The following is a 24590-nucleotide window of genomic DNA, read 5'->3' as shown; positions in this document are numbered from 1 at the left end:
CCTTATGCTTTGCTAACAGTTACAGGACCAAACATCGATCCTAATTTGGCACTTGCCACAGTACCAACAGAAATTCTGACTGCTGTTGGCGCTAAGTTGGTTTCCAAGGTTGCTGGCATAACCACCGTTTGGTTTCCTTGGCTTACCTGAACAAGGTCGCCCTCTTTCAAGCCAAACTCAGAAAAGAGTTTTTGACCAAGACCAACCTGATTGCCACGCTTTGCATCACGTGTTAACTGCAATACGGATGAACGACGAACAATTGGATCGCCTGCATAAATATTGACATCAGCCATACGCTCAAGGCCAGCCGCTGCAGTTGCATTTCCACTGCTTACTGCATTAGCAGTAGATTGATTGCTCAAACGAGTGCAATAGTTATCTCCCAATGCCTCACCAAGAACTTCTTCAGGTAAGTTATAGAGGAAGCCATCTAAATTAAGCAGACCACCTAGAACACGCAATACTTTCCATGCTGGACGTGAATCACCCAAAGGTTTTACTGAAGGCTGAATAGTTTGCGCTCTACCTTCAAGATTCACAAAGGTCGAAACTGTTTCAGTAAACGGTGTAATAGGCAAAATGACGTCGGCAACTTCTAATAGATCAGCTGATTTATATGCACTCAAAGCAATCACAGTATTCGCTTTAGCGAGAGCAGATCTTGCTTCTTGCGGATTGGGCAAATCAGAATCAGGCTCAATATTTAGCAACACTACAGCACGACGATCGCCTGACAATAATGATTGAACTCCAGCACCGTTGGCATTTACCAAAGATGCTCCCACCGCATTACCGCCAACTGGCAAGAAACCAAGAGTTGCACCAGTTTGTTGCGCAATGAACTGCGCTAAGACGTGTAGATCAGAAGCTTGAGGATGGGCAATAGCTGCCGATCCAATCAATACTGCTGCATTTGTACCAGATAACAAGCTATCAGCGATCTTCTGAGCTTGCTCAGAAACTGAAACGTTTGAAGTACCGGCTGGAGCAGAGGCAGATTTTGCTTTTGCCACGGCTAAGGCAACTTCACTTAATGTACCAAGCCATGCGCTTGGTGAAGCAGCAATACCTGTAGCGGGAATGAGCCAATCATCTCCGCCAGCATCAATGCGGCTAACTTGGAGGCTGCGCTTAGATGCTGTACGTATACGCGCAGCAATAATTGGTTGATCTTTACGCAAGAAACTACCGATGACTAGTGCGCGATCAAGTTCACTCAACTTGGTTACAGGCATACCTAACCAAGGAGCAGGAGCAGCGCCAGCAATATCCGTTTGACGTAAACGAGTCTCTACTTGATTAGAGCCTAAGCCACGCACAATCTTTTGCAAGAGGTGCAATTCTTCTGTACTGCTGATTGGGTGGGCTAATGCACCAATCGCTTGTGCTCCACTCTCAGTAGAGATAGTTTTCAGAGAATGGGCAACGTAATCTAATGCAGATTGCCAATCTGTTTCTAACCATTGGCCACCCTGCTTGACCATTGGCGTAGTTACACGATCGGCGCTATTTAATCCTTCATAGGAGAAGCGATCGCGGTCGCTAATCCAGCACTCATTAATAGCTTCATTTTCCAAAGCCACTACACGCAATACTTTATTGTTTTTGGTCTGAACGGTCATATTTGCACCCAGACTATCGTGCGGACTCACAGAGCGTTTGCGACCCAATTCCCATGTACGTGCATCGTAGCGGAATGGCTTGCTAGTTAACGCGCCTACTGGGCACAAGTCAATCATGTTTCCAGATAGCTCTGAATCTACAGTTTGACCTACGAAAGTGGTGATTTCAGAATGCTCACCACGATTAATCATGCCGAGCTCCATCACACCAGCAACTTCTTGTCCGAATCGAACACAACGTGTGCAGTGAATACAACGGCTCATCTCCTGCATGGAGATCAAAGGACCAACATTCTTATGGAAAACGACACGCTTTTCTTCGTCGTAGCGCGAATTCGATTTGCCGTAGCCTACCGCCAAGTCCTGCAATTGACACTCACCACCTTGATCGCAAATTGGACAATCCAATGGATGGTTAATTAGCAAGAACTCCATAACTGAGCGTTGTGCCTCTACCGCTTTGGCAGAATGCGTAAACACTTTCATACCTTGCGTTACCGGTGTTGCACAGGCAGGCAATGGTTTTGGTGCTTTTTCAACTTCCACTAAACACATGCGGCAGTTAGCAGCGATAGATAGCTTCTTGTGATAGCAGAAATGAGGAACGTAAGCACCCAACTTATTCGCGGCGTGCATCACCATCGAACCTTGCGGAACTTCCACCGTCTTACCATCTAATTCGATTTCTACCATGCTCACTTTAAGATGTCCCGTACTCAATAACTTATAAAGGTTTTGCAGAATCTAAGCAGCGCTTATGTTCTACGTGATACGCAAATTCATCCATGTAATGCTTCAACATGCCACGCACTGGCATTGCAGCTGCATCACCCAAGGCGCAAATTGTGCGACCTTGGATATTGGCTGCTACATCGTTTAGCAAATCTAAATCTTCTGGACGGCCTTGGCCGTGTTCAATACGATGCACAATGCGCCATAACCAGCCAGTACCTTCGCGGCATGGAGTGCACTGACCACATGATTCTTCATGATAGAAATAAGAAAGGCGTTCTAAGGCACGAACCATACAACGGGTTTCATTCATGACGATGACTGCACCAGAACCCAACATCGATCCTGCTTTGGCAATACTGTCGTAATCCATGGTCAGATCCATCATCTGTGTACCAGGTATGACTGGAGCAGACGAACCGCCCGGAATCACCGCTTTAATTGCTTTGCCATCACGCATGCCACCGGCAAGCTTTAAAAGCTCAGCAAATGGTGTGCCCAATGGAATCTCATAGTTGCCAGGATGAACCACATCACCAGACACAGAGAAAATCTTTGTACCGCCGTTATTCGGCTTACCAAGATCTAAATAGGCTTGACCGCCGATTGCCAATATGAAGGGCACAGCAGCAAAAGTTTCAGTGTTGTTAATCGTCGTTGGTTTGCCATACAAACCAAAGCTAGCTGGGAATGGTGGTTTAAAGCGTGGCTGCCCTTTTTTGCCCTCTAAGGATTCGAGTAATGCAGTTTCTTCGCCGCAAATATAAGCACCCCAACCTGGAGCGGCATGCAACTGGAATGAGAAATCGCTTCCCAAAATCTTATCGCCTAAATAGCCAGCAGCACGCGCCTCTTCAAGAGCCTCTTCAAAGCGTGAATACACTTCCCAGATTTCGCCGTGAATGTAGTTATAGCCTGCTGTAATACCCATGGTGTAGGCACCAATGATCATGCCTTCTATCAAAGCATGTGGGTTGTAACGCATGATGTCGCGGTCTTTAAATGTACCTGGTTCACCCTCGTCACTATTACAAACTAAATATTTTTGACCAGGGAATTGACGTGGCATGAAGCTCCACTTCAATCCTGTTGGGAAGCCAGCACCGCCACGGCCACGCAGTGAGGATGCTTTTAATTCTGCGATGATCGCGTCTGGAGCAACTTTGTCATTAATTAAGCGACGCAACTGTTGGTAGCCACCACGACTCTCGTAATCCCTTAAACGCCAGTTGTCGCCATTTAATCCAGCAAGGATCAAGGGCTTAATGTGACGATCGTGCAGGCTGGTCATGCTGCTTTCCCTTCTGCACGAAGCTCATTTAATAGAGCATCAATTTTTTCTTTACTCATAAAGCTACACATACGCATGTCATTAACCAGCATGACTGGAGAATCGCCGCATGCACCCATGCACTCACCCTCTTTTAAAGTAAATGTGCCGCATGGAGTTGTTTCGTTATAGCCAATCCCTAAAGTTTCTTTTAGGTAGGTTGCTGCTGTTTCACCATGAGTCAATTGGCAAGGCAAGTTGGTGCAAATGACTAACTTGTATTTACCAATCGGTTTGGTGTTGTACATATTGTAGAAAGTGGCTACTTCTTCGACAGCAATGGTGGGCATGTCAAGAATCTGCGCAACAGTAGCAATCACCTCAGGAGAAACCCAACCTACTTCAGTCTGAGCAGCAATTAGGGAAGCCATCACAGCGGACTGCTTTTGCTCTGGTGGATACTTAGCGACGTTACGGGCAATATCAGCCAGCGTTTTATCGGATAGTTGAAGAGTTGTTGTCATTAAATAATCCTTGGCGCGCTCAATTAGCGGTCAATCTCCCCGAACACAATATCTTGCGTACCAATAATGGTTACCGCATCAGCCAACATGTGACCGCGTGACATCTCATCCATTGCAGATAAATGTACAAAACCTGGTGCACGAATCTTCATGCGATACGGTTTGTTGGCACCATCAGAAATCAAATAGATACCAAACTCACCCTTAGGATGCTCAACTGCTGAGTAAGCCTCGCCATCAGGAACGTGAATACCTTCAGTAAATAATTTGAAGTGATGGATCAACTCTTCCATATTGGTTTTCATATCCACGCGTTTTGGTGGAGTAACCTTATGGTTATCACTCATCACAGGGCCTGGATTTTCTTTGAGCCATTTAACGCACTGCTTGATGATGCGATTAGATTGACGCATTTCTTCCATGCGCACTAAATAACGATCATAGGAGTCGCCATTCACGCCAACAGGAATATCAAAATCAAGGCGATCATAGACTTCGTATGGCTGCTTCTTACGCAAATCCCACTCGATACCAGAACCACGCAACATTGGGCCAGTAAAGCCAAGCTGTAATGCACGCTCTGGGGTCACGATGCCGATATTGACTAAACGTTGCTTCCAAATGCGGTTATCAGTCAAGAGATTGCAATACTCGTCAACATTGGCGTCAAAGCCATTAGTAAACTGCTCAATGAAATCAAGCAATGTGCCACTACGGTTTTCATTCAAACGCTTTACTGCAGAAGCACTGCGAATCTTAGATTTATCGTATTGAGCCATTTGATCGGGCAGATCTCGATATACGCCACCTGGACGGTAGTAAGCGGCGTGCATACGCGCACCAGAAACTGCCTCATACATATCGAAGATATCTTCACGATCGCGGAAGGCATACAAGAACACTGCCATCGCACCAACGTCAAGACCGTGACAACCGATCCAGAGCAAATGATTCAATAAACGAGTGAGCTCGTCATACATGACGCGAATGTACTGCGCACGCAAAGGCACATCGACTTGCAATAATTTCTCAATGGCCATGACATACGCATGCTCATTGGACATCATAGAAACATAATCCAAACGATCCATATAAGGAACGTTTTGAATCCAAGTACGTGTTTCTGCTAATTTTTCTGTAGCGCGGTGCAATAAACCAATATGGGGATCAGCACGCTGAATAACTTCGCCATCTAACTCCAACACTAAGCGTAATACGCCGTGTGCCGCAGGATGCTGAGGACCGAAATTGAGGGTGTAGTTCTTAATTTGTGCCATGACTTAAACCGGACCTCCATACTGCTCTTCGCGGACGATTCGTGGAGTAATCTCACGCGCTTCAATCGTCACGGGCTGGTAAACCACACGCTTGAGCTCTGGGTCATAGCGCATTTCCACATTACCGCTAATGGGGAAATCTTTTCTGAATGGATGGCCAATAAAGCCATAGTCAGTCAAGATACGACGCAAGTCTTCATGACCTTCAAAAATGATGCCGTAAAGATCGAAGGCTTCACGTTCAAACCAATTAGCAGAATTCCATACCGGCGTAATGGACGCTACTAATGGATAGCTATCATCCGGCGCAAATACGCGAACACGTAAACGCCAGTTATGCTCTAAGGAAAGTAAATGGCTCACAACACCAAAACGCTGACCACCCCAAGCACCGTCACGGAAGTCTTGATAATCAACGCCACATAAATCAATTAGTTGCTCGAAAGCTAGTGAAGGGTCATCACGGAGCAACATAGCAGACTCAAAGTAAGTATCTGCATTCACAACAACAGTTACTTCACCTAAAGCAATCTCAACAGACTGAATGCGCTTACCAAGCACTTTTTCAAGGTTAGCAGCGAGTTGAACCAAACGATCTGACATGAATTAAGCCTTCCGCGCAATCGTGCTAGTACGAGCGATCTTTGATTGCAACTGAATAATTCCGTAGATCAACGCTTCTGCGGTTGGAGGACAACCAGGAACATAAATATCCACTGGCACAATGCGGTCGCAACCGCGAACAACGGAATAAGAGTTATGGTAATAACCACCGCCATTGGCACAGGAACCCATTGAAATAACCCAACGGGGTTCTGGCATTTGGTCATAGACTTTGCGCAAGGCAGGAGCCATTTTGTTACACAGAGTGCCTGCCACAATCATCAAGTCAGATTGACGTGGGGATGGACGGAATACCACGCCAAAGCGGTCTAGGTCATAACGAGATGCACCCGCATGCATCATTTCAACTGCGCAGCAAGCCAAACCAAAAGTCATTGGCCATAAAGAACCATTGCGTGTCCAGTTAATCAACTGGTCTGCAGTAGTGGTAACAAATCCTTCTTTGAGAACGCCTTCTAATGCCATATCGATCACTCCCAGTCGAGAGCGCCCTTTTTCCAGATATATACAAATCCCACAATGAATTCCAGGAGGAAGATCACCATAGAGGCGTAGCCAAACCAACCGAGATCACGCAATGCTACTCCCCATGGGAATAAAAACGCAGTCTCAAGGTCGAACAAAATAAAGAGGATGGCAATGAGGTAATAGCGCACGTCGAACTTCATACGCGCGTCTTCGAAAGCTTCAAAACCACACTCATAGGGAGAGAGTTTTTCAGCGTCAGGCTTCGAAGGAGCCAAAATTTTTCCGAGGAACATGGGGACTAATCCCACCCCAATGCCCACGAGGATAAAAAGCAGAACAGGAAAGTAATTAGCGAGATTCAAAATGGTCCTGAGTCGTTCGTCTGGTAATTCTTCAAAACAGCAAATTATTAATTATTCCACTACATACTCTTTTGATTTAGAGCAAAAAACCTTAGCTAAACTTCAATTTTTGGTGCCGACGGCGAGACTCGAACTCGCACAGCCTAAGCCACTACCCCCTCAAGATAGCGTGTCTACCAATTTCACCACGTCGGCATCTTGTAAAACCCGTCAATTCTACTGCATTGCACCACTCTGCCACCCTAAAAATGGGGCAGGAAAATCTGTAAAAACCTACTTTTTTACTTAGGAACTGCTGGTTTGCTTGGATCTTGAGGAGGGGCAACCGGAGCAGCAGGAGATGCTGCTGGAGCTACCGTTCCAGAAAGAACCCCAGGGCTCACCTCCTTCTTATTGCCGATCCAAGTAATGCCCAAGGTACAAATGAAAAATACGGCTGCAAAGATGGCCGTTGTATGGGACAGGAAGTTTGCCGAACCACTAGCGCCAAATAGGCTACCAGAAGCGCCAGATCCAAAAGCAGCGCCCATATCCGCACCCTTACCTTGTTGCAAGAGCACCAACAAGATCACAGCCAATGCTGAAATCACCTGCAATACGATTAACAAAGTCTTAAACCATTCCACAGCTTATCTCCAAATAAAAAATCTATGCCTGACAGATAGCCAGAAAGTCTTGGGGATTTAAAGAAGCTCCCCCAACCAATCCACCATCGATATCTGGCATGGCGAACAATTCAACAGCATTGTCAGGCTTGACACTGCCGCCATACAAAATTCCTACGTGTGATGCAACATCCTCATCAAACTCCGCTAATTGCAGACGAATGTGGCGATGCATATCTTGTGCAACTTGGGAACTTGCAACCTTACCAGTCCCAATTGCCCAAACCGGCTCATACGCAATTAAGCAATCAGCCAAGCGATCTTGTAGCACGGACACTTGTTTAGCAACCTGACCACAGACGACTTCCTCAGCCCTTCCAGAGTTACGCTCATCCGCAGTCTCGCCAACGCAAATCACAGGAGTCATGCCGTTATCGAGAACCTGCAAGGCCTTGGCAGCAACCACCTCATCAACCTCATGATGGTTTTGACGGCGCTCTGAGTGACCCACAATCACATACTGACAACCCAATTCTTTGAGCATGGCAGCACTGGCTTCGCCCGTATAAGCGCCACTAGCTTGTGCTGACGCATCTTGAGCACCTAAACTTAAAAATGCCAAGGAATGCTCTTTAATCAAATTAGCGCATTGTGCCAAATAAGGAAAAGGTGGGCATACAGCAAACTTACGACCTGCTGGCATGCCACTCTCCATGCCGCGCGCAACAGTCTTAATCCAATCTTGATTACCTGCAAGATTGCCATTCATTTTCCAATTGCCGATGACGATGAGTGGACGCATAAGCTTGGAGTTTGCTAAACCGTTAGAATAATTTTGCCAACATGCTCAGATGATTCCATCAAACGATGTGCATCGGCCGCCTGGTCAAGCGTAAAAGTTTTATAAATTGCTGGCTTGAGTTTGCCCGCATTAAGTAATGGCCAAACATGATCAAACAATTGCTTAGTAATTTGTTTCTTAAATGCGACTGGGCGCGGACGGAGGGTTGATCCAGTGATAGTCAAGCGACGGCGCAAAATTTGATTGGTACTCACTTCCGCTTTTGAGCCGCCTTGAATAGCAATAATGACAATTCGCCCATCATCAGCCAAGCAATCGATTTCTCGTTGAACGTAAGCGCCAGTCACCATATCAAGGATGACGTTCACACCCTTACCATCAGTGGCCTTCTTCACTTCTTCAACAAAGTCTTGGGTCTTGTAATTAATCGCGAGATCCGCGCCTAACTTCAAACAAGCAGTACATTTCTCATCAGTACCAGCTGTAACAAACACCTTATGACCCATTGCTTTCGCAAGCAATATAGCCGTTACGCCAATGCCACTTGAGCCACCTTGAACCAATAGGGTTTCACCTTCAGACAATTCCCCGCGCATGAAGACATTACTCCAGACGGTATAAAAAGTTTCAGGTAAAGCGGCTGCTTCTTGATCAGAAAATCCCTTGGGATAAGGCAGACATTGAGCAATTGGTGCAGTACAAAGGTCGGCATAGCCGCCACCTTGGACCAAGGCACAGACTTTATCGCCAATCTTGAGGCCAAAGGCGTTATTCGCGTGAGCTAAGTCACCACCAATAATTTCACCGGCAACTTCAAGGCCAGGGATATCAGATGCACCTGCTGGTACAGGGTAATGACCTTTACGTTGCAAAACGTCTGGACGATTAATGCCTGAAGCCAAAACCTTAATCAATACCTCGCCAGTTCCAGCAGTAGGTACCGCTGGATCTGGACGAGTGGCAGGCACCAACATTTCTGGTGCACCGAATTCTTTGATCTCAATTACACGCATTGAAAGCTCCGAAAGATCTTAGAAAAAAACTTAGGCTGTTTCGTCAGTTGCAGGAGCAGCCTCAGCAGTAGCGCCCGCTAAAGGAGCAATCGTGCCACCTTCATCAGCCATTGCTGCCTTCAATGACAAGCGCAAACGACCACGCTCATCAGCAGCTAACAATTTCACGCGAACTACTTGACCTTCTGCCAAATAATCTTTCACTTCTTTTACACGCTCATTGGAAATCTCAGAGATGTGCAAGAGGCCATCTTTACCAGGGAGGATATTTACCAAAGCACCGAATTCAAGCAACTTCACAACTGGACCTTCGTAGATCTTGCCTACTTCAGCTTCAGCGGTAATGCCTTCGATACGCGCCTTAGCTTCAGCCATGCCTTCAGCAGAAGTTGAAGCAATCGTTACAGTGCCATCATCTTTGATGTCGATGCTGCAGCCAGTTTCTTTCGTCAGGGCTTGAATGGTTGCACCACCCTTACCAATGACTTCACGAATCTTGTCTGGATGAATCTTGAATGACACCATGCGTGGAGCGTGAGCAGACAATTCTGTACGAACTGATCCCATTGCTTCTTGCATTTTGCTCAAGATGTGCAAGCGACCTTCTTTAGCTTGCGCCAAAGCAACTTGCATAATTTCTTTAGTAATACCTTGAACTTTAATGTCCATCTGGAGTGCAGTAATACCATTTGCAGTGCCTGCTACTTTAAAGTCCATATCACCCAAGTGATCTTCATCACCCAAGATGTCGGTCAACACAGCAAAGCGATTGCCATCAAGGATCAAGCCCATTGCTACGCCAGCAACGTGTGCTTTCACTGGTACACCAGCATCCATCATCGCCAAGCAGCCGCCACAAACAGAAGCCATTGAGGAAGAGCCGTTTGACTCGGTAATTTCTGAAACAACACGGATACTGTACGCAAAATCTTCTGGGCTTGGCAATACTGGAATTAATGCGCGCTTAGCCAAACGTCCATGACCAATTTCACGACGCTTAGGGCTACCTACACGACCTGTTTCACCAGTAGCAAACGGAGGCATGTTGTAGTGGAACATGAAACGATCGCGGTATTCACCTTCAAGCGCATCAATAATTTGCTCGTCCCGGGCAGTACCCAAAGTAGCCACTACGAGAGCCTGCGTTTCGCCACGGGTAAACAACGCAGAACCGTGGGTGCGTGGCAATACGCCATTACGAATTTCAATCGGACGAACAGTGCGTGTATCGCGGCCATCAATACGTGGCTCACCATTCAAAATCTGGCTACGAACAATCTTCGCTTCGATTTCAAACATGATGTCACTGACAGCAACTGCATCAACATCGCCCTCTTCAGATAACTTTGCCAATACTTCTTTTGAAATTTCTTTGAGCTTGTCTGAACGAGCGCCCTTTTGACGAATCTGATAAGCCTCGCGCAATGGCGCTTCAGCCAAAGCGGTTACCTTGGCGATAAATGGCTCATCTTTAGGAGCGGCAGTCCAATCCCATTCTGGTTTGCCAGCTTCACGTACCAAATCATTGATAGCGTTGATTGCAGTCTGCATTTGGTCATGACCATACACAACAGCACCCAGCATGACATCTTCAGATAACTGATTTGCTTCAGACTCAACCATCAATACAGCAGCTTGTGTGCCAGCAACGATCAAATCAAGTTCGCTAGCGGCTTGCTCTGTACGAGTTGGGTTCAGGAGATATTGACCGTTTGCGTAACCAACACGAGCAGCGCCAACAGGTCCTGCAAATGGAATGCCTGAAACTGCCAAAGCTGCAGAAGCAGCGATCAAAGCAGGAATATCTGCGGGAACGTCTGGGTTAATAGACAAAACATGCACTACAACCTGAACTTCATTCAAGAAACCTTCTGGGAACAAAGGACGTAATGGGCGATCGATCAAACGGGAGATTAATGTCTCACCTTCTGATGGACGACCTTCGCGACGGAAGAAGCCACCAGGGATCTTGCCTGCTGCATAAGTTTTTTCTAGGTAATCAACAGTCAATGGGAAAAAGGACTGGCCTGGCTTTGCAGACTTAGAGGCAACTACTGTGCCCATGACTACTGTGTCATCTACGTTAACGATAACGGCACCACCTGATTGGCGAGCGATCTCACCTGTTTCCATTGTTACTTGGTGGTTGCCCCATTGAAAACTTTTTACTGCTTTTTTAAACATTGTCATTCTGATCTTCTCCAAATTGTTCACGTAAGACTCACATGAGCATTACGCTTGTCGTGGGATAAAGCAGTGTCACGACAACACTGGAGCGATTAAGGATTACAAGGGATGCCATTCCAGGGAGACTCTGACATCAGAAGCTCATTGGAATGACACGATCCCCTACACAAATAATCTAAAAGCGCTCAAAAAACATGCCATCTTCTTAAGACTGATTCTGCAAAGAAACAACCCTAAGTGAGATGGCATTGCAATACCGATAAGAATTACTTACGGAGACCTAATTTCTCGATCAATGCGCGATAGCGATCCAGATCTTTGCCTTTGAGGTAATCCAAGAGGCGACGGCGACGTGAAACCATCTTCAACAAACCGCGACGGCTGTGATGGTCTTTAGCGTTAGCCTTGAAATGGGGGGTTAATTCATTGATGCGGGCTGTGAGCAAAGAAACTTGCACTTCTGGACTACCCGTATCGTTTGCGCTGCGCGCGTTTTCTTTGACGATTTCCGCCGTTTTGATATCAGCAACTGCCATTTTTAATACTCCTTACTTGCGAACACTCGAGCTTTCACCCAATTTGTGTCGTGCGTTATTAACAAAATAAAACAAAAAAAGCTTTACAAATCAAAGCCATCGAATTGTAGCAGATGAGGATCTTAAAGAGCGAATTGCCCTACCGATATTGGTATTCTGAGGGTACCAATACCTCCGCAATATATAAATTAACTATTTAAATCAATAACTTACAAAATATGAATGCTATTTACCGCCCTCTGGCAACCCTTATCACCCTCTTTTTTTGCATGAATACTGCCGTTTGGGCTCAATTTTCGAACCCATTTGGCGAAGATAAAACGGTAGCTCAACAGCGCCAAGAAATACTTCAGAAGAATGAACAAATTCTCAAAGCGCTATACGCGACTGAACCTAAGGCAAGAGACATCATTGAAAAATCAGTGGGATATGCAACCTTTAGCAATTTCGGTATGAAAATTTTGATTGCTGGTGGTGGCTCGGGAACGGGTGTAGTTATCAATAAATTCAATTCCAATCCGATTTATATGAATATGGCCGAAGTTCAAGCCGGCCTAGGATTTGGCTTGAAGTCTTTTCAGAACATCTTCATATTCCAAAATGAAACCGCCCTGAATGATTTTGTGAACTCAGGCTGGACTTTTGGTGGTCAAGTCACCGCGGCAGCGAAATACGAAAAAGACGGTGGAGCCTATCAAGATGCTACTCTTGTTGCTCCAGGAGTATTGATGTATCAATTAACAGACTCTGGCTTGGCTGCAGAGATTACTGGAAAAGGGACCAAATACTATAAAGACAGCACCCTGAATAAGTAATTAGAGAATCGGGGAACCATGAATTGGTCGGGGCGAGAGGATTTGAACCTCCGACCACATGCACCCCATGCATGTACGCTACCAGGCTGCGCTACGCCCCGACGAAAGAAAATTGTAGCAGTATCTACTTCGACAGAATTTGCAGAACTGCTTGCAATTCTTCGCGCAAACGGAGTTCACCACGCGCCTCATCAAGACGATTTCTCGCGCCACTGATAGTGAAACCCTCTTCGTACAGTAGTGTACGAATTTTACGAATCAATACCACCTCATGGTGTTGATAGTAGCGACGATTACCGCGACGTTTTTGCGGGCTCAACTGAGAAAACTCTTGCTCCCAGTAGCGCAGAACGTGGGAACGCACGCCGCAAAGGTCTGCTACCTCACCAATAGTGAAATAGCGCTTAGCAGGAATAGGGGGAAGTTGAGAGCTCGAAAGTGTCGAGCTAACATCAAACTCGGTTTTCTCGAGCATGTGACTCCACTACATCTTTAAGCTTTTGACTTGCATGAAAAGTAACTACACGCCTTGCAGCTATGGGAATCATTTGACCTGTCTTTGGATTTCGGCCAGGACGAGCCGATTTATTGCGCAACTGAAAATTACCAAAGCCTGAAATTTTTACTTCAGTTCCAGACTCAAGCGATTGACCAATACGATCAAAAAATGCATCGATCATATCTTTTGCTTCACGCTTGTTTAAGCCAACCTGATCAAAGAGTGCCTCTGAGAGTTCGTTTTTTGTAACGGTATCGTTGGAAATGATTTCGTTCATTGATAGTCTCTTTTGTAACTCTGCATTCAATATTTTTCGTTATTACTGTAATAGTAAACCTAGCGCAGACGAGCAGCGCATTTTTTTTCTACTGCACCCAATAAAGCCGTCATAACAGCGTCAATTTGTGCGTCCTGCAATGTTTCATGAGGATTTAATAAGGTCACCCGAAAGGCCAGACTCTTCTCATCATCAGCCATGCTGCTCGAACCAGCCTTCGGCTTAAATTCATCAAACAATTCGATTGCACGCACAAAACTCTGCTTTGATGCTGCCATTGCGTCCAATAAAGATTGTGCAGAAATAGCTTGCTTTACTACTAGCGCTAAGTCGCGCTGCACCGCAGGAAACTTGCTTAACTCTTCTGGAACGGGCAAACCAAGATTGCGAATAGGTTCTAAATCCAATTCGAACATGACTGGCGCCTGTGGTAATTCATAGGCCTGTTGTAAGCCTGGATGCAACTCACCAATCCAGCCAACCTCAATACGATTCTTGCCAGCTAGCAAAAATATTTTTGCGCTGCGGCCAGGGTGCAAAGCAGGATGTTGGGCTGCTTCAGTCACAATGCGTAAAGGATCTAATACACGCTCTAGATCACCCTTGACATCAAAGAAATCTACCGCTCTTGTTGGGTTAGCCCACTGCTCAGGAACGAAGGAACCATAAGAAAGACCACCAAATTTTTGCGGCTGAGCAAATCCGGCTACTTTGCCATCTGCCTCGAGAACGCTGGTGTCCCGCTTAAATACGCGTCCTGTCTCAAAGAGGCGTACACGCCCTGCTCCACGGTTCAAATTGGTCTTGAGGTTACCGAGTAATCCACCCCACAGGTTGCTGCGCATGACACCATATTGGTTGGCAATCGGATTAAGCACCTTAATCAGGTCTTGATCTTTTGCACCTACAAGACGCTGTTCACTCTCAAGATCGATAAATCCAAAATTCACAGCTTCTTGATAGCCTTGTAAGGCTAAACGCTGACGAAGCAAATGAATACCGCGCTTAGCTTCTGCTTTAGCACTCATTTTGAGTGAAGCTAATGGTGGCGTGTCAGGAATGTTTTCAAAACCATACATCCGCGCGACTTCTTCAATTAAGTCTTCTTCGATTTCAATATCAAAACGATAGCTTGGTGCTGTGACAGTAAATACATCGCCATCTTGCTTAAATTCAAAACCAAGGCGCTTAAATACATCGGCAACCACTTCTGCAGTAAGCGGAATACCAATAACTTTTTCTGCTCTCGCTAAACGCATCTTCACAGCTTTACGCTCTGGTACGTTAAGCACTTGATCATCCACGGGACCAGCTTGGCCGCCACATACTTCCAAAATGAGTGAAGACAGATACTCGAGGCAATTCACCGTATTTTGGGGGTCTACACCGCGTTCAAAGCGATGCGCAGCATCGGTGCTGAAATTGAAACGACGAGCACGGCCCTGAATAGCAGAAGGAAGCCAATACGCTGCTTCTACATAAATATTTTTGGTCTCATCAGCCACTGCACAGTGATTACCGCCCATAATGCCCGCCAAAGCGACAGGACCTTTTTGGTCAGCTACTACACCAGCTTCTTGTAACTTACCTGCAGAGTCAGGACCTTGCAAAGTGACTGTTTGACCATTCAAAAGCTCCAGCGTTTCACCTGCTTTAGCCCAGCGCACAGTGATATCACCATCCAGCATATCGATATCAAACACATGGGTAGGTTGACCCATTTCTAACATGACGTAGTTAGAAAGGTCTACCAAAGCGGAGATGCTTCTTTGACCAGCGCGATTGAGACGCTTAACGATCCACTCTGGCGTTTTCGCCTGTAGATTAACGCCGCGAATCACGCGTCCGGCAAATCGACCACAAAGCTCTTTGCTCTCTACGGTTACTTTACGCTTGTCATCAATCGATACTGCTGGTGCATTCCATTTAGGGGCACAAAGTGCGGCACCGGTGATAGCGGAGACTTCTCTTGCCATACCCATCAAAGATAAGCAGTCAGCTTTATTTGGAGTTAACTTGATGACAAACACTTGATCATCTAAGTCGAGATACTTTCGAATATCTTCACCAATAGGTGCATCAGCCGGCAGCTCGAGAATGCCTTCGTGATCATCCCCAAGACCAAGTTCACGTCCAGAGCACAGCATGCCTTGGCTCTCAACGCCACGCAATTTACCAACCTTAATCATGAAAGGCTTACCACCAGCTTCTGCAGGAGGCAATTCGGCGCCAACCATGGCACAGGGAATCTTAATGCCAGCACGTGCATTGGGCGCACCGCAAACAATTTGTAATTCTTGCCCAGTACCTGCGTCCACTTTACAAACACGCAAACGATCTGCATCAGGGTGTTGCTCAGCAGACAAAATTTGCGCAATCACAATCTTCGTAAATGCTGGCGCTACAGAATGCTGCTCTTCGACTTCTAAGCCAGCCATAGTCATGGCATGACCCAGTGCATCACTATCAAGCGATGGGTTCACGTATTGACGAAGCCAAGATTCTGAGAATTGCATAGCGCGATCTTAGATGAGGTGATTGTTATGCAGGAAATTGCGCCAAGAAGCGCAAGTCATTTTCAAAGAACAGGCGCAGGTCATCCACGCCGTAACGCAACATGGTGAGACGCTCTAGACCTGAGCCAAAGGCAAAGCCAGTGTAGCGCTCTGGATCAATACCCATATTACGCAATACATTCGGATGAACCTGCCCTGCTCCGGAGATTTCCAGCCAACGACCAGCAAGCTTGCCGCTACCAAAGGCCATATCGATTTCAGCAGAAGGTTCTGTGAATGGGAAATAGGATGGGCGGAAACGAACCTGCAATTCATTCGTCTCAAAAAAAGTTCTCAAGAAGTCGGTGTAGACGCCTTTAAGATCTGCAAACGAAACGCTCTCAGCAATCCACAAACCCTCTACCTGGTGAAACATGGGTGAATGGGTTGCATCACTATCTACGCGATAGGTTCTGCCTGGAGCAATCACCTTAATCGGCGGCATCACATCTGCGCTGGCATATTTCTTTACATGTTCACTGGCATAGCGCACTTGTATCGGGCTGGTGTGAGTACGCAGTAGCAAAGGCTTTTCATGAGCATCTTTGCCATCAATGTAAAAGGTATCCTGCATTGAACGAGCAGGATGATTCTCTGGGCTATTGAGGGCTGTGAAATTAAACCAATCCGTTTCAATTTCAGGGCCATCAGCCACATCAAAACCAATGGAGCGGAAGATTTCTTCAACCCGCTCCCAAGTTCGCATCACCGGATGCAAGCTACCTACCGCTTGACCGCGCCCCGGCAAGGACACGTCAATCGATTCAGCAGCCAAGCGTTGCAGCAGGACAGCATCAGCCAAGGCTTGACGGCGGTCTTGTAACGCAGCTTCTACTTGAGTTTTGATTTGATTAATTTGGGCGCCAGCACTCTTGCGCTCCTCAGGCGACATTCCACCAAGCGCTTTTAAGCGCTCAGTGAGAACACCTGATTTACCGAGATACTTGGCTTTCGCGTCCTCAAGAGCCGCCGAATCGGCAGCTCCAGAGAAATCACGTTTAGCATCCTCGACAATTTGGTCGAGAGAAACCATTGCAGCTTAGTTTATAGAAACTAAGAATTAAGCTGCAGCGTTTACTACGGATTTGATCCGAGTAACCAAAGCAGCAAAAGCCGCTTTGTCAGCAATAGCCATATCAGAAAGCACTTTGCGATCGAGTTCGATTGCGGCTTTCTTCATACCATTCATAAATACGCTGTAGGTCATGTCATGCTCACGAACTGCCGCATTGATACGAGCAATCCACAAAGCGCGGAATACACGTTTCTTATTGCGACGGTCACGATATGCATATTGACCAGCACGCATAACCGCTTGCTTAGCAATACGGAATACGTTTTTACGACGACCGCGGTAACCTGTTGCGGCATCGGTAATTTTCTTATGACGGGCTCTTGCTGTAACCCCACGTTTGACTCTTGGCATTAAATTCTCCTAATCTAGTCTGAGGTTAAGCGTAAGGAAGCATGGAGCGAATTGACTTAACATCAGATTTCGCAACTTCTGTGGAACCACGCAAATGACGCTTGTTCTTGGTGGTCTTCTTAGTGAGGATGTGGCGTTTGAAAGCCTGACCTCGTTTGATCGTTCCGCCTGCGCGAACCGTGAAGCGCTTCTTAGCGCTACTCTTGCTCTTCATCTTGGGCATAAAGCACCCTTTCTTCTACTTGTGCAACATAGGTGGTAACCGACGGTTACTCTTCCTGTACCCAGAAGCACTTCAAACTGCCAGCACCTTTAGTTGTTACCTCAGGTGCCTCCCTACATAAGAACCAGGTAAAACCTAGTTACTTAGCCTTACGAATGGGGGCCAATACCATCACCATCTGGCGACCTTCCATCTTAGGAAACTGTTCAACTTGGCCAAACTCTTGTAAGTCCAACTTCAAACGTTCCAACATTCTTGCTCCGATTTCTTGGTGGGCCATTTCACGACCCCGAAAACGTAGCGTAATTTTTGTCTTATCGCCATCTTCCAAAAAGCGGATTAAATTGCGTAGCTTCACACCGTAGTCACCATCATCAGTGCCGGGACGGAATTTAACTTCCTTCACCTGAATCACTTTTTGCTTCAGCTTAGCTTCATGCATCCGCTTCGCTTCTTGGTACTTGAATTTGCCAAAGTCCATGATTCGGACTACAGGTGGCACAGCTGTCGGAGCAATTTCAACCAAATCGGTCTCTTTCTCTTCTGCTGCAGCCAAGGCTTCACTCAACTTAACTACACCGATGGGCTCTCCATCAATTCCAATCAAACGCACTTCAGGAGCAGTAATTTCCCGGTTAATGCGCTGCAATTTTTCAGTAGCGATCTTCTTAATTCCTTTAAAAAAACAATAAACACCGCTCTAACCCTAGCTAGGCTCGGGTCCGACTTTCTGGGATATATCCTGCTGGAGTCGGGCAACGAAGGCATCAATAGGCATTACACCCAAATCCACTCCGCCACGGGCACGAACGGCCACCGTATTACTTTCTGATTCCTTATCCCCTACGACAAGCAAAAATGGGATCTTCTGTAATGCGTGCTCGCGTATTTTATACGTAATTTTCTCGTTCCGCAAATCGGATTCGACTCTAAACCCTTGTTTTTTCAGCAATTGCTGCACTTGTTGTGCATATGCAGCAGAATTTCCAGAGATATTGAGGACCACAGCCTGCGTTGGGGCGAGCCAAACCGGCATATTTCCAGCGTGGTTTTCGATCAAAATGCCGATAAAACGTTCTAAAGAGCCCACAATTGCCCTATGGAGCATGACTGGGGTCTTGCGGCTGTTATCTTCAGCCACATATTCAGCACCAAGACGAGCCGGCATTGAGAAGTCGACCTGAATCGTGCCACACTGCCATGTTCGCCCTATAGAGTCCTTGAGGTGGTATTCGATCTTTGGACCGTAAAAAGCTCCCTCACCTGGTAATTCTTCCCATTCTTGACCAGAAGCCTTTAAGGCACCGCGAAGTGCTTCCTCTGCTTTATCCCAAATCGCATCATCACCAACACGCTTTTCCGGACGGAGAGCCAACTTCACAGCGACTTCGGCAAAGCCGAAGTCTTGATAAACGGCACGTACCGCTTTATCGAACTGAGCGACCTCAGACTGAATCTGGTCTTCAGTACAGAAAATATGGCCATCATCTTGCGTGAAACCACGCACACGCATCAAGCCATGCAATGCGCCTGAGGGTTCGTTACGATGACATTGACCAAACTCACCAAAGCGCAATGGCAGCTCACGATAGCTATGTAAGCCCGAGTTATAAATTTGCACGTGACCTGGGCAGTTCATCGGCTTTAATGCATAAGCCCGATTCTCCGACTCGGTCGTAAACATATTCTCTTTATAGTTTTCCCAGTGACCTGATTTTTCCCAAAGCGCGCGATCCAGAATCTGAGGCGCTTTCACCTCTTGGTAACCTTCCTGTTGATACACGCGTCGCATGTATTGCTCTACTTCTTGCCAAATAGACCAACCCTTTGGATGCCAGAAAATCAGGCCGGGAGCTTCTTCCTGGAAATGGAACAAATCAAGCTGCTTTCCTAGGCGGCGATGATCACGTTTTTCAGACTCTTCAAGCATATGCAAGTAAGCGTCTTGATCTTCTTTGCGCAACCAGGCCGTGCCGTAGATACGCTGTAACATCTCATTCTTACTGTCACCACGCCAGTAAGCGCCAGCAAGCTTCATCAACTTAAATACTTTTAATTTGCCAGTGGAAGGCACGTGAGGCCCTCGACAAAGGTCGGTGAACTTCCCTTCTGCGTAAAGCGAGACATCCTCATTCTGCGGAATGCTAGCAATGATTTCAGCTTTGTAATGTTCGCCTTGATCCTTGAAAAATGTGACAGCTTCATCGCGTGGCATAACACTGCGCACCACTGGCTCGTCTTTTTTAGCAAGCTCAGTCATTTTCTTTTCTAACGCTACCAAATCATCTGGTGTGAATGGGCGGTGATAAGAAAAGTCATAGTAAAAACCATTGTCAACAACTGGGCCGATGGTGACTTGTGCTTCCGGGAATAATTCTTTTACAGCGTATGCCAATAAGTGCGCTGTTGAGTGACGCACAATCTCTAAGGCCTCAGGACTCTTATCAGTAATGATGGCAAGCTGGGCATCTTTATCAATCAAGAAGCTGGTATCGACCATCTTGCCATCAACAATACCGCCAAGGGCTGCTTTGGCTAGCCCACTGCCGATGCTTTGGGCAACATCCGCTACACGAACGGGAGCATCAAACTCACGTTTTGATCCATCGGGCAGAGTAACTACTGGCATAACAACTCCATCTTATTAACTGAACAACAGCTTTAATACATCAACCTAAAAAGAAAGCGCGGTAGCTTGTGGGCAACCGCGCCTCTGGGTCATTATTCGTTGGTAGGCTCGATTGGACTCGAACCAACGACCCCCACCATGTCAAGGTGGTGCTCTAACCAGCTGAGCTACGAGCCTATACAGCCCTAGAGTTTATCACCGGCGACGTACTTGGGTGACCCCTTTGACCTCTTCTAGGCTATTTTGAACCACCCTTAATACTTCAGAATCCTTCACCTCAACCGTCAAAAGGATCTGTGCCAGACCTTTTTTGGTCGATTTGCGTAAATCAGTCACATGAACACCTTGACGCGTCAGAATCTCAAATAGCTCCCGCATGAGTTCAGCTCGATCTAATCCAGTTACTACCAGGTCTGCCGGGAAGACCCGTTTTTGCTCTGAACTTACTTCAGGGTTAGAAACGGATGCTGTCCAAGCTGTCTGAATAACTCTTTCAGGCGCTCTATCTAATAGACCCCTGAATGTTTTACAAGAACGGCGATGAATGGAGACTCCTCTACCTTGAGTCACAAATCCCGCGATAGGATCTGGTGGTACAGGTCTGCAGCAACGCGCTAATTGCGTTAGCAATGAATCCACTCCAACTACTAAGACATCACCAACCTGCCCGGTTTTACGACTGCTATGGCGCAGAATAATTTCTGGAGTAGTAGGTTTTACTTCAAGATTGGCTTCCGCTTTAATGTCCGGGGCTTTTGAAACTTGACCAGCCTCTTCATCATCGAGTGCATTAAACCAAGCACGTACTCGCTGACGCGCTCTTTGCGAGCGTACGTAATGCTTATCCGGACTAATCCAATCACGCGATGGGCCGCCATGCTTGACTGCAATGATCTCAACAGTTTGACCATTCTTAAGTGCAGTCTCAAGAGGCACCATTGCACCATCAACGCGCGCGCCACGACAACGATGACCTAAATTCGTGTGAACAGCATAAGCAAAGTCGATGGGAGTTGATCCTTTCTCCAAAGAGATCACCTTCCCTAGTGGTGTCAGCACATAAATATGATCATCGATTTCATGATGCTTGAGCTGCTCCCAAGCATCCTCTTTCCACGAGATCAATTGCCTTGCCCAAGCAATCTGTCTTTCGTACGCAACTTCAGCGCTATGTGTGCCCTGTTGGTGATTGATACTGGGCTTATTTGTCCTGGGAGGTGTGGCCATACCAGCATAAGCGCCCTCCTTATAACGCCAGTGTGCAGCTAAACCATACTCAGCTTGCTGATGCATCTCACGGGTGCGCACCTGAATTTCAAATGCAGTTCCGTCTTCATTCATGACGACGGTATGCAGCGATTGATAACCGTTGGGCTTAGGTCTAGCAATGTAGTCATCAAACTCACGAGGCACCGGTTGCCAGACGTTATGCACGATACCCAATACGGCATAACACGTTTTTACATCCTCAACCAGAACCCGAAATGCTCTCACGTCATACAGATTGGCAAAGTCGAGTGACTTACCCTGCATTTTTTTCCAAATGCTGTAGATATGTTTTGGTCTACCCAATACGTCTCCAGGGATGTGAGCCGCCTTTAACTCTGCTTGAAGTTCTCGCACAATGCGCTCAATAAATGCCTGGCGCTCAATCCGCTTGGCATCGAGCATCTTGGCGATATCGCGATAGACCACTGGTGATAGAACGCGGAAGGCCAAATCCTCCATCTCCCACTTCATTTGCCAGATACCTAAACGATTTGCCAAAGAAGCATCAATATTGAGAATTTCTTGTGCCCAGGGTGCGGGCATCTCGATCTTCTCTTGAGTAACCCAGCGTAAGGTCTGAAGTCGGGAGGCAAGATAAATCAGAATAACTCTTAAGTCATCGCCAAATGCCAAAAGCATTTTGCGCAGCATCTCCTCTTGACCAGAAACACTTAGCCCGCCATCTTCGCGCACCAACTTCGCCTGCGCCTGACGCAAACCTCGATAACTTATTAGGAGTTTGGCAGGCTCTTCTCCGACTAGCTTAGTGAGAGCCTCTTTGCTGTGAGTGCGGGCAATATTGTTTGCTGCAATTAAAGTTGCCTCATCCAAATTGAGTGATTGCAATATCTGTGCAACACCATGGGCGTGTGTCTCAGCTGGTTCACCATACCAAGCATCCTGAAAGAGAGAAGCTTTTTCGGGTTTAGTAGGCGTATTTGCCATTGGCAAAAATGAGATAAAAGATTAACTAAAGAATTCTTTTGCTAAAGCAACTTGTTCTGGCTTTACAAATGCTGGTGCATGTCCAACATTGGGAATTTCAATGCTACGGGCATAGGGATTGACTTTGCACATCTCGGCAACGGTTGCGGCAGATAGCAGATCAGAATCACCACCGCGCACAATCAATATCAGGATATGAATTTGCTTAAATGCATGCCACATCGCCATCTCCCCAGCTTTAGCCATAATGGGGTTGACTGTAGCAAAAGGCACCGAAATATTGGGGTCATAGTGCATGATCCATTGACCATTATTCTCAACCAACATTGGCCCGTTATAAATTTCCCACTCGGCCGGTGTGTGCTCACCAAATGAAGCGCAGATTTGATTTAAGCGTGTGAGTGCATCATGGCGATTAGCAAAAGCAAATGGCTGGCCTACATAAGAGCCTAAGCGCTGAATTGCCTCGGGTTCTATCCGTGGGCCAACGTCATTAATCAACATTCTGCGGATGGGAGAGTTTGGCATCGCTGCATAGACCATGCCAATTAATCCGCCCATGGAAGTTCCAAACCAATCGACTTGCGTAACTCCTAGCTTTTTAACCAGCTCCGCGATGTCAGCAACGTATTGAGGCACGGCATATTGCATCGGATTGGATAAACGATCTGAATCGCCACGGCCAACGATATCTGGACAAACAACGTAATAGTCTTTGCACATGGCTTGTGCGAGTGTCTTGAAATCACTGCCGCGTCTGGTTAAGCCGTGGACACAAAGCAAGACTTTGGAATTATTCGGGTTGCCCCATGCGTGATAAGCCATGCGATAGGTTTGCTTACCACTTGTACATTGCACATAAAAAGTATCGCCATTGTGCATTGCTGATTCAAGATCATCGTGATGCTCATGAGCTTGTGGATCTTCAATACAGTCAATCACTGCATGTACCTCTTCAGGCTGCAAGGTCACGTGATCAATACCATGCTTATCCAACAGCATTTGGTTGATTCTTTGCATGATGGCTGGCCACTCTTGAATGTTGGCAATCTCAATATGGCCAATCAGCGCTGGAAAGCTGGGAGTCATCTCCCACACATGCAAGTCATGCACAGCCAATACCCCTGGCACAGCTTTCAGATCTTTACCCACCTGTAGATAATCTATATGTAGCGGTACACCTTCCATTAAAAAATGATAGGACTCATGCAGAATTGAAATCGTGGACTTCAGGATGAGCAGTGAAACCAGGATCGAAAGAATGGCATCGATCGGCATCCAGCCAGTAAGCTGAATCACAACACCTGCCACCAATGCTGCTACCGAGCCCAGCAAATCGCCCATGACATGCACTAAGGCTGCACGCGTATTAACGCTTTTTTTGTCGCGCGAGAGCACGAACGCCACAACGATATTCATCAGAAGACCGATGGCAGCTACCACCGTAACAGTTAAACCGTCAACTTTGTGCGGGTTTGCAAAACGGCTCACTGCCTCAATTACAATCCAAAGCACTAAGCCCAGCATTGCAATGCTGTTGACAAATGCTGCTAAGGCCTCTGCTCTGCCAAATCCAAATGAGTGTTTTGGCGATGGCGGTCTACGAGAAATAATTTGCGCCAAGAGCGCCAACCCTAGCGCAGCTGCATCGGTCACCATGTGACCTGCATCTGAAATCAGGGCTAGTGAATTAGCAAAATACGCTGCGGCACCTTCAACTCCAGAAAAACCTAGAGTGAGCACCAAAGCGATCAACAGTAAATTTTGATTAGAAACTTCTTTGCTATGAGAATGCTTTGCATCCCCTTTTTTATGAGCATGCAAGGAAGGATCAACCCCAGAATGACTCTGGGGTTTTACTGGCTTGGAATGGTGATGATGGGCGCCCGACATGGTGAACCCATTATTCCATTAAATGATGACGGTT

At 46.7% G+C, this 24590-nt stretch carries 23 protein-coding genes and 3 tRNA genes; 1 reads left to right on the top strand and 25 read right to left on the bottom strand.

Going from position 1 to position 24590, the window contains the following annotated elements; all coding sequences use genetic code 11:
- Positions 1-2: 2 nt before the first annotated feature.
- The 13 genes from nuoG to rpsO form a co-directional block, all read right to left on the bottom strand.
- Positions 3-2318, bottom strand: coding sequence for an NADH-quinone oxidoreductase subunit NuoG (nuoG, locus tag ICV38_RS04485; RefSeq protein WP_215382529.1), 2316 nt, complete (start codon positions 2316-2318; stop codon positions 3-5).
- Positions 2319-2349: 31 nt separating this feature from the next.
- The gene (gene nuoF / locus ICV38_RS04480) at positions 2350-3648 is read right to left on the bottom strand and encodes an NADH-quinone oxidoreductase subunit NuoF (protein ID WP_215382528.1); all 1299 of its coding nucleotides are present in this window, start codon (positions 3646-3648) and stop codon (positions 2350-2352) included.
- Positions 3645-4151, bottom strand: a complete 507-nt coding sequence (nuoE, locus tag ICV38_RS04475; protein WP_215382527.1) for an NADH-quinone oxidoreductase subunit NuoE — start codon at positions 4149-4151, stop codon at positions 3645-3647. Before nuoE ends, nuoF begins: the two co-directional genes overlap by 4 nt.
- 23 nt (positions 4152-4174) lie before the next feature.
- On the bottom strand, positions 4175-5428 hold the full coding sequence (locus ICV38_RS04470; protein WP_215382526.1) for an NADH-quinone oxidoreductase subunit D: 1254 nt from the start codon (positions 5426-5428) through the stop codon (positions 4175-4177).
- Positions 5429-5431: 3 nt separating this feature from the next.
- Positions 5432-6031: an NADH-quinone oxidoreductase subunit C gene (locus ICV38_RS04465; protein ID WP_215382525.1), complete on the bottom strand. Its 600-nt coding sequence runs from the start codon at positions 6029-6031 to the stop codon at positions 5432-5434.
- Positions 6032-6034: 3 nt separating this feature from the next.
- Positions 6035-6517 carry an NADH-quinone oxidoreductase subunit B family protein gene (locus ICV38_RS04460; protein WP_011902891.1) on the bottom strand — a complete coding sequence of 161 codons (483 nt, stop codon included), beginning with the start codon at positions 6515-6517 and terminating at the stop codon, positions 6035-6037.
- A 5-nt stretch (positions 6518-6522) separates the two neighbouring features.
- Positions 6523-6882, bottom strand: a complete 360-nt coding sequence (locus tag ICV38_RS04455; RefSeq protein WP_068948474.1) for an NADH-quinone oxidoreductase subunit A — start codon at positions 6880-6882, stop codon at positions 6523-6525.
- A gap of 110 nt (positions 6883-6992) precedes the next feature.
- Positions 6993-7077, bottom strand: a tRNA-Leu gene (locus ICV38_RS04450).
- 86 nt (positions 7078-7163) lie between these two features.
- A complete protein-coding gene (gene secG / locus ICV38_RS04445; RefSeq protein ID WP_215382524.1) occupies positions 7164-7508 on the bottom strand; it encodes a preprotein translocase subunit SecG in 345 nt (114 codons plus the stop codon).
- A gap of 22 nt (positions 7509-7530) precedes the next feature.
- Positions 7531-8289 carry a triose-phosphate isomerase gene (gene tpiA / locus ICV38_RS04440; protein ID WP_215382523.1) on the bottom strand — a complete coding sequence of 253 codons (759 nt, stop codon included), beginning with the start codon at positions 8287-8289 and terminating at the stop codon, positions 7531-7533.
- Positions 8290-8303: 14 nt separating this feature from the next.
- The gene (locus ICV38_RS04435) at positions 8304-9302 is read right to left on the bottom strand and encodes an NAD(P)H-quinone oxidoreductase (protein ID WP_215382522.1); all 999 of its coding nucleotides are present in this window, start codon (positions 9300-9302) and stop codon (positions 8304-8306) included.
- 30 nt (positions 9303-9332) lie between these two features.
- Positions 9333-11492 carry a polyribonucleotide nucleotidyltransferase gene (gene pnp, locus ICV38_RS04430; RefSeq protein WP_215382521.1) on the bottom strand — a complete coding sequence of 720 codons (2160 nt, stop codon included), beginning with the start codon at positions 11490-11492 and terminating at the stop codon, positions 9333-9335.
- Between the two features lie 263 nt (positions 11493-11755).
- Positions 11756-12025, bottom strand: a complete 270-nt coding sequence (gene rpsO, locus ICV38_RS04425) for a 30S ribosomal protein S15 (RefSeq protein WP_068323724.1) — start codon at positions 12023-12025, stop codon at positions 11756-11758.
- Between the two features lie 269 nt (positions 12026-12294).
- On the opposite strand from rpsO, the gene ICV38_RS04420 reads away from it, so the two are divergent.
- On the top strand, positions 12295-12840 hold the full coding sequence (locus ICV38_RS04420) for a YSC84-related protein (RefSeq protein WP_251368241.1): 546 nt from the start codon (positions 12295-12297) through the stop codon (positions 12838-12840).
- A gap of 24 nt (positions 12841-12864) precedes the next feature.
- Here the strand turns inward: ICV38_RS04420 and ICV38_RS04415 are convergent.
- From ICV38_RS04415 to ICV38_RS10375, 12 genes are all read right to left on the bottom strand, one after another.
- Positions 12865-12941: transfer RNA gene (locus tag ICV38_RS04415), tRNA-Pro, on the bottom strand.
- 23 nt (positions 12942-12964) lie between these two features.
- Positions 12965-13315: a MerR family transcriptional regulator gene (locus ICV38_RS04410; protein WP_215382519.1), complete on the bottom strand. Its 351-nt coding sequence runs from the start codon at positions 13313-13315 to the stop codon at positions 12965-12967.
- Positions 13293-13616 (bottom strand): integration host factor subunit alpha, encoded by a 324-nt coding sequence (locus ICV38_RS04405; protein WP_215382518.1) that lies wholly within the window; start codon positions 13614-13616, stop codon positions 13293-13295. The genes ICV38_RS04410 and ICV38_RS04405 overlap by 23 nt, the downstream gene beginning before the upstream one ends.
- A gap of 59 nt (positions 13617-13675) precedes the next feature.
- Positions 13676-16132 (bottom strand): phenylalanine--tRNA ligase subunit beta, encoded by a 2457-nt coding sequence (gene pheT / locus ICV38_RS04400; protein WP_215382517.1) that lies wholly within the window; start codon positions 16130-16132, stop codon positions 13676-13678.
- A 25-nt stretch (positions 16133-16157) separates the two neighbouring features.
- Entirely contained in the window at positions 16158-17204 is a 1047-nt protein-coding gene (pheS, locus tag ICV38_RS04395) for a phenylalanine--tRNA ligase subunit alpha (protein ID WP_215382516.1), read from the bottom strand.
- 27 nt (positions 17205-17231) lie between these two features.
- Positions 17232-17597, bottom strand: coding sequence for a 50S ribosomal protein L20 (rplT, locus tag ICV38_RS04390; RefSeq protein ID WP_215382515.1), 366 nt, complete (start codon positions 17595-17597; stop codon positions 17232-17234).
- 25 nt (positions 17598-17622) lie between these two features.
- The gene (gene rpmI, locus ICV38_RS04385; RefSeq protein WP_114691330.1) at positions 17623-17820 is read right to left on the bottom strand and encodes a 50S ribosomal protein L35; all 198 of its coding nucleotides are present in this window, start codon (positions 17818-17820) and stop codon (positions 17623-17625) included.
- Between the two features lie 139 nt (positions 17821-17959).
- Positions 17960-18484 carry a translation initiation factor IF-3 gene (gene infC / locus ICV38_RS04380; protein ID WP_191904683.1) on the bottom strand — a complete coding sequence of 175 codons (525 nt, stop codon included), beginning with the start codon at positions 18482-18484 and terminating at the stop codon, positions 17960-17962.
- A 42-nt stretch (positions 18485-18526) separates the two neighbouring features.
- The gene (thrS, locus tag ICV38_RS04375) at positions 18527-20449 is read right to left on the bottom strand and encodes a threonine--tRNA ligase (RefSeq protein ID WP_215382514.1); all 1923 of its coding nucleotides are present in this window, start codon (positions 20447-20449) and stop codon (positions 18527-18529) included.
- A gap of 100 nt (positions 20450-20549) precedes the next feature.
- A tRNA-Val gene (locus ICV38_RS04370) sits at positions 20550-20626 on the bottom strand.
- Positions 20627-20644: 18 nt separating this feature from the next.
- On the bottom strand, positions 20645-22663 hold the full coding sequence (locus ICV38_RS04365; protein ID WP_215382513.1) for a bifunctional (p)ppGpp synthetase/guanosine-3',5'-bis(diphosphate) 3'-pyrophosphohydrolase: 2019 nt from the start codon (positions 22661-22663) through the stop codon (positions 20645-20647).
- A 21-nt stretch (positions 22664-22684) separates the two neighbouring features.
- Positions 22685-24556 carry an alpha/beta fold hydrolase gene (locus ICV38_RS10375; protein ID WP_215382512.1) on the bottom strand — a complete coding sequence of 624 codons (1872 nt, stop codon included), beginning with the start codon at positions 24554-24556 and terminating at the stop codon, positions 22685-22687.
- Between the last annotated feature and the right edge of the window lie 34 nt (positions 24557-24590).

The sequence above is a fragment of the Polynucleobacter sp. MG-6-Vaara-E2 genome (assembly GCF_018687695.1).
In the GTDB taxonomy this organism is placed as follows: Bacteria; Pseudomonadota; Gammaproteobacteria; order Burkholderiales; family Burkholderiaceae; genus Polynucleobacter.
The sequence above is the reverse complement of the archived record's forward strand: the minus strand, read 5'-3'. Positions and strand labels throughout refer to the sequence as shown.

Excerpts from the sequence above, each read along its gene's own strand:
- rpsO (WP_068323724.1), bottom strand. The coding sequence starts at position 12,025 with ATGGCAGTTGCTGATATCAAAACGGCGGAAATCGTCAAAGAAAACGCG.
- nuoF (WP_215382528.1), bottom strand. The coding sequence starts at position 3,648 with ATGACCAGCCTGCACGATCGTCACATTAAGCCCTTGATCCTTGCTGGA.
- ICV38_RS04435 (WP_215382522.1), bottom strand. The coding sequence starts at position 9,302 with ATGCGTGTAATTGAGATCAAAGAATTCGGTGCACCAGAAATGTTGGTG.
- pheT (WP_215382517.1), bottom strand. The coding sequence starts at position 16,132 with ATGCAATTCTCAGAATCTTGGCTTCGTCAATACGTGAACCCATCGCTT.
- rplT (WP_215382515.1), bottom strand. The coding sequence starts at position 17,597 with ATGCCAAGAGTCAAACGTGGGGTTACAGCAAGAGCCCGTCATAAGAAA.
- ICV38_RS10375 (WP_215382512.1), bottom strand. The coding sequence starts at position 24,556 with ATGTCGGGCGCCCATCATCACCATTCCAAGCCAGTAAAACCCCAGAGT.
- ICV38_RS04460 (WP_011902891.1), bottom strand. The coding sequence starts at position 6,517 with ATGGCATTAGAAGGCGTTCTCAAAGAAGGATTTGTTACCACTACTGCA.
- thrS (WP_215382514.1), bottom strand. The coding sequence starts at position 20,449 with ATGCCAGTAGTTACTCTGCCCGATGGATCAAAACGTGAGTTTGATGCT.
- nuoG (WP_215382529.1), bottom strand. The coding sequence starts at position 2,318 with ATGGTAGAAATCGAATTAGATGGTAAGACGGTGGAAGTTCCGCAAGGT.
- pnp (WP_215382521.1), bottom strand. The coding sequence starts at position 11,492 with ATGACAATGTTTAAAAAAGCAGTAAAAAGTTTTCAATGGGGCAACCAC.
- ICV38_RS04410 (WP_215382519.1), bottom strand. The coding sequence starts at position 13,315 with ATGCTCGAGAAAACCGAGTTTGATGTTAGCTCGACACTTTCGAGCTCT.
- tpiA (WP_215382523.1), bottom strand. The coding sequence starts at position 8,289 with ATGCGTCCACTCATCGTCATCGGCAATTGGAAAATGAATGGCAATCTT.
- ICV38_RS04420 (WP_251368241.1), top strand. The coding sequence starts at position 12,295 with ATGAATACTGCCGTTTGGGCTCAATTTTCGAACCCATTTGGCGAAGAT.
- nuoE (WP_215382527.1), bottom strand. The coding sequence starts at position 4,151 with ATGACAACAACTCTTCAACTATCCGATAAAACGCTGGCTGATATTGCC.
- ICV38_RS04470 (WP_215382526.1), bottom strand. The coding sequence starts at position 5,428 with ATGGCACAAATTAAGAACTACACCCTCAATTTCGGTCCTCAGCATCCT.
- ICV38_RS04465 (WP_215382525.1), bottom strand. The coding sequence starts at position 6,031 with ATGTCAGATCGTTTGGTTCAACTCGCTGCTAACCTTGAAAAAGTGCTT.
- ICV38_RS04405 (WP_215382518.1), bottom strand. The coding sequence starts at position 13,616 with ATGAACGAAATCATTTCCAACGATACCGTTACAAAAAACGAACTCTCA.
- rpmI (WP_114691330.1), bottom strand. The coding sequence starts at position 17,820 with ATGCCCAAGATGAAGAGCAAGAGTAGCGCTAAGAAGCGCTTCACGGTT.
- ICV38_RS04365 (WP_215382513.1), bottom strand. The coding sequence starts at position 22,663 with ATGGCAAATACGCCTACTAAACCCGAAAAAGCTTCTCTCTTTCAGGAT.
- pheS (WP_215382516.1), bottom strand. The coding sequence starts at position 17,204 with ATGGTTTCTCTCGACCAAATTGTCGAGGATGCTAAACGTGATTTCTCT.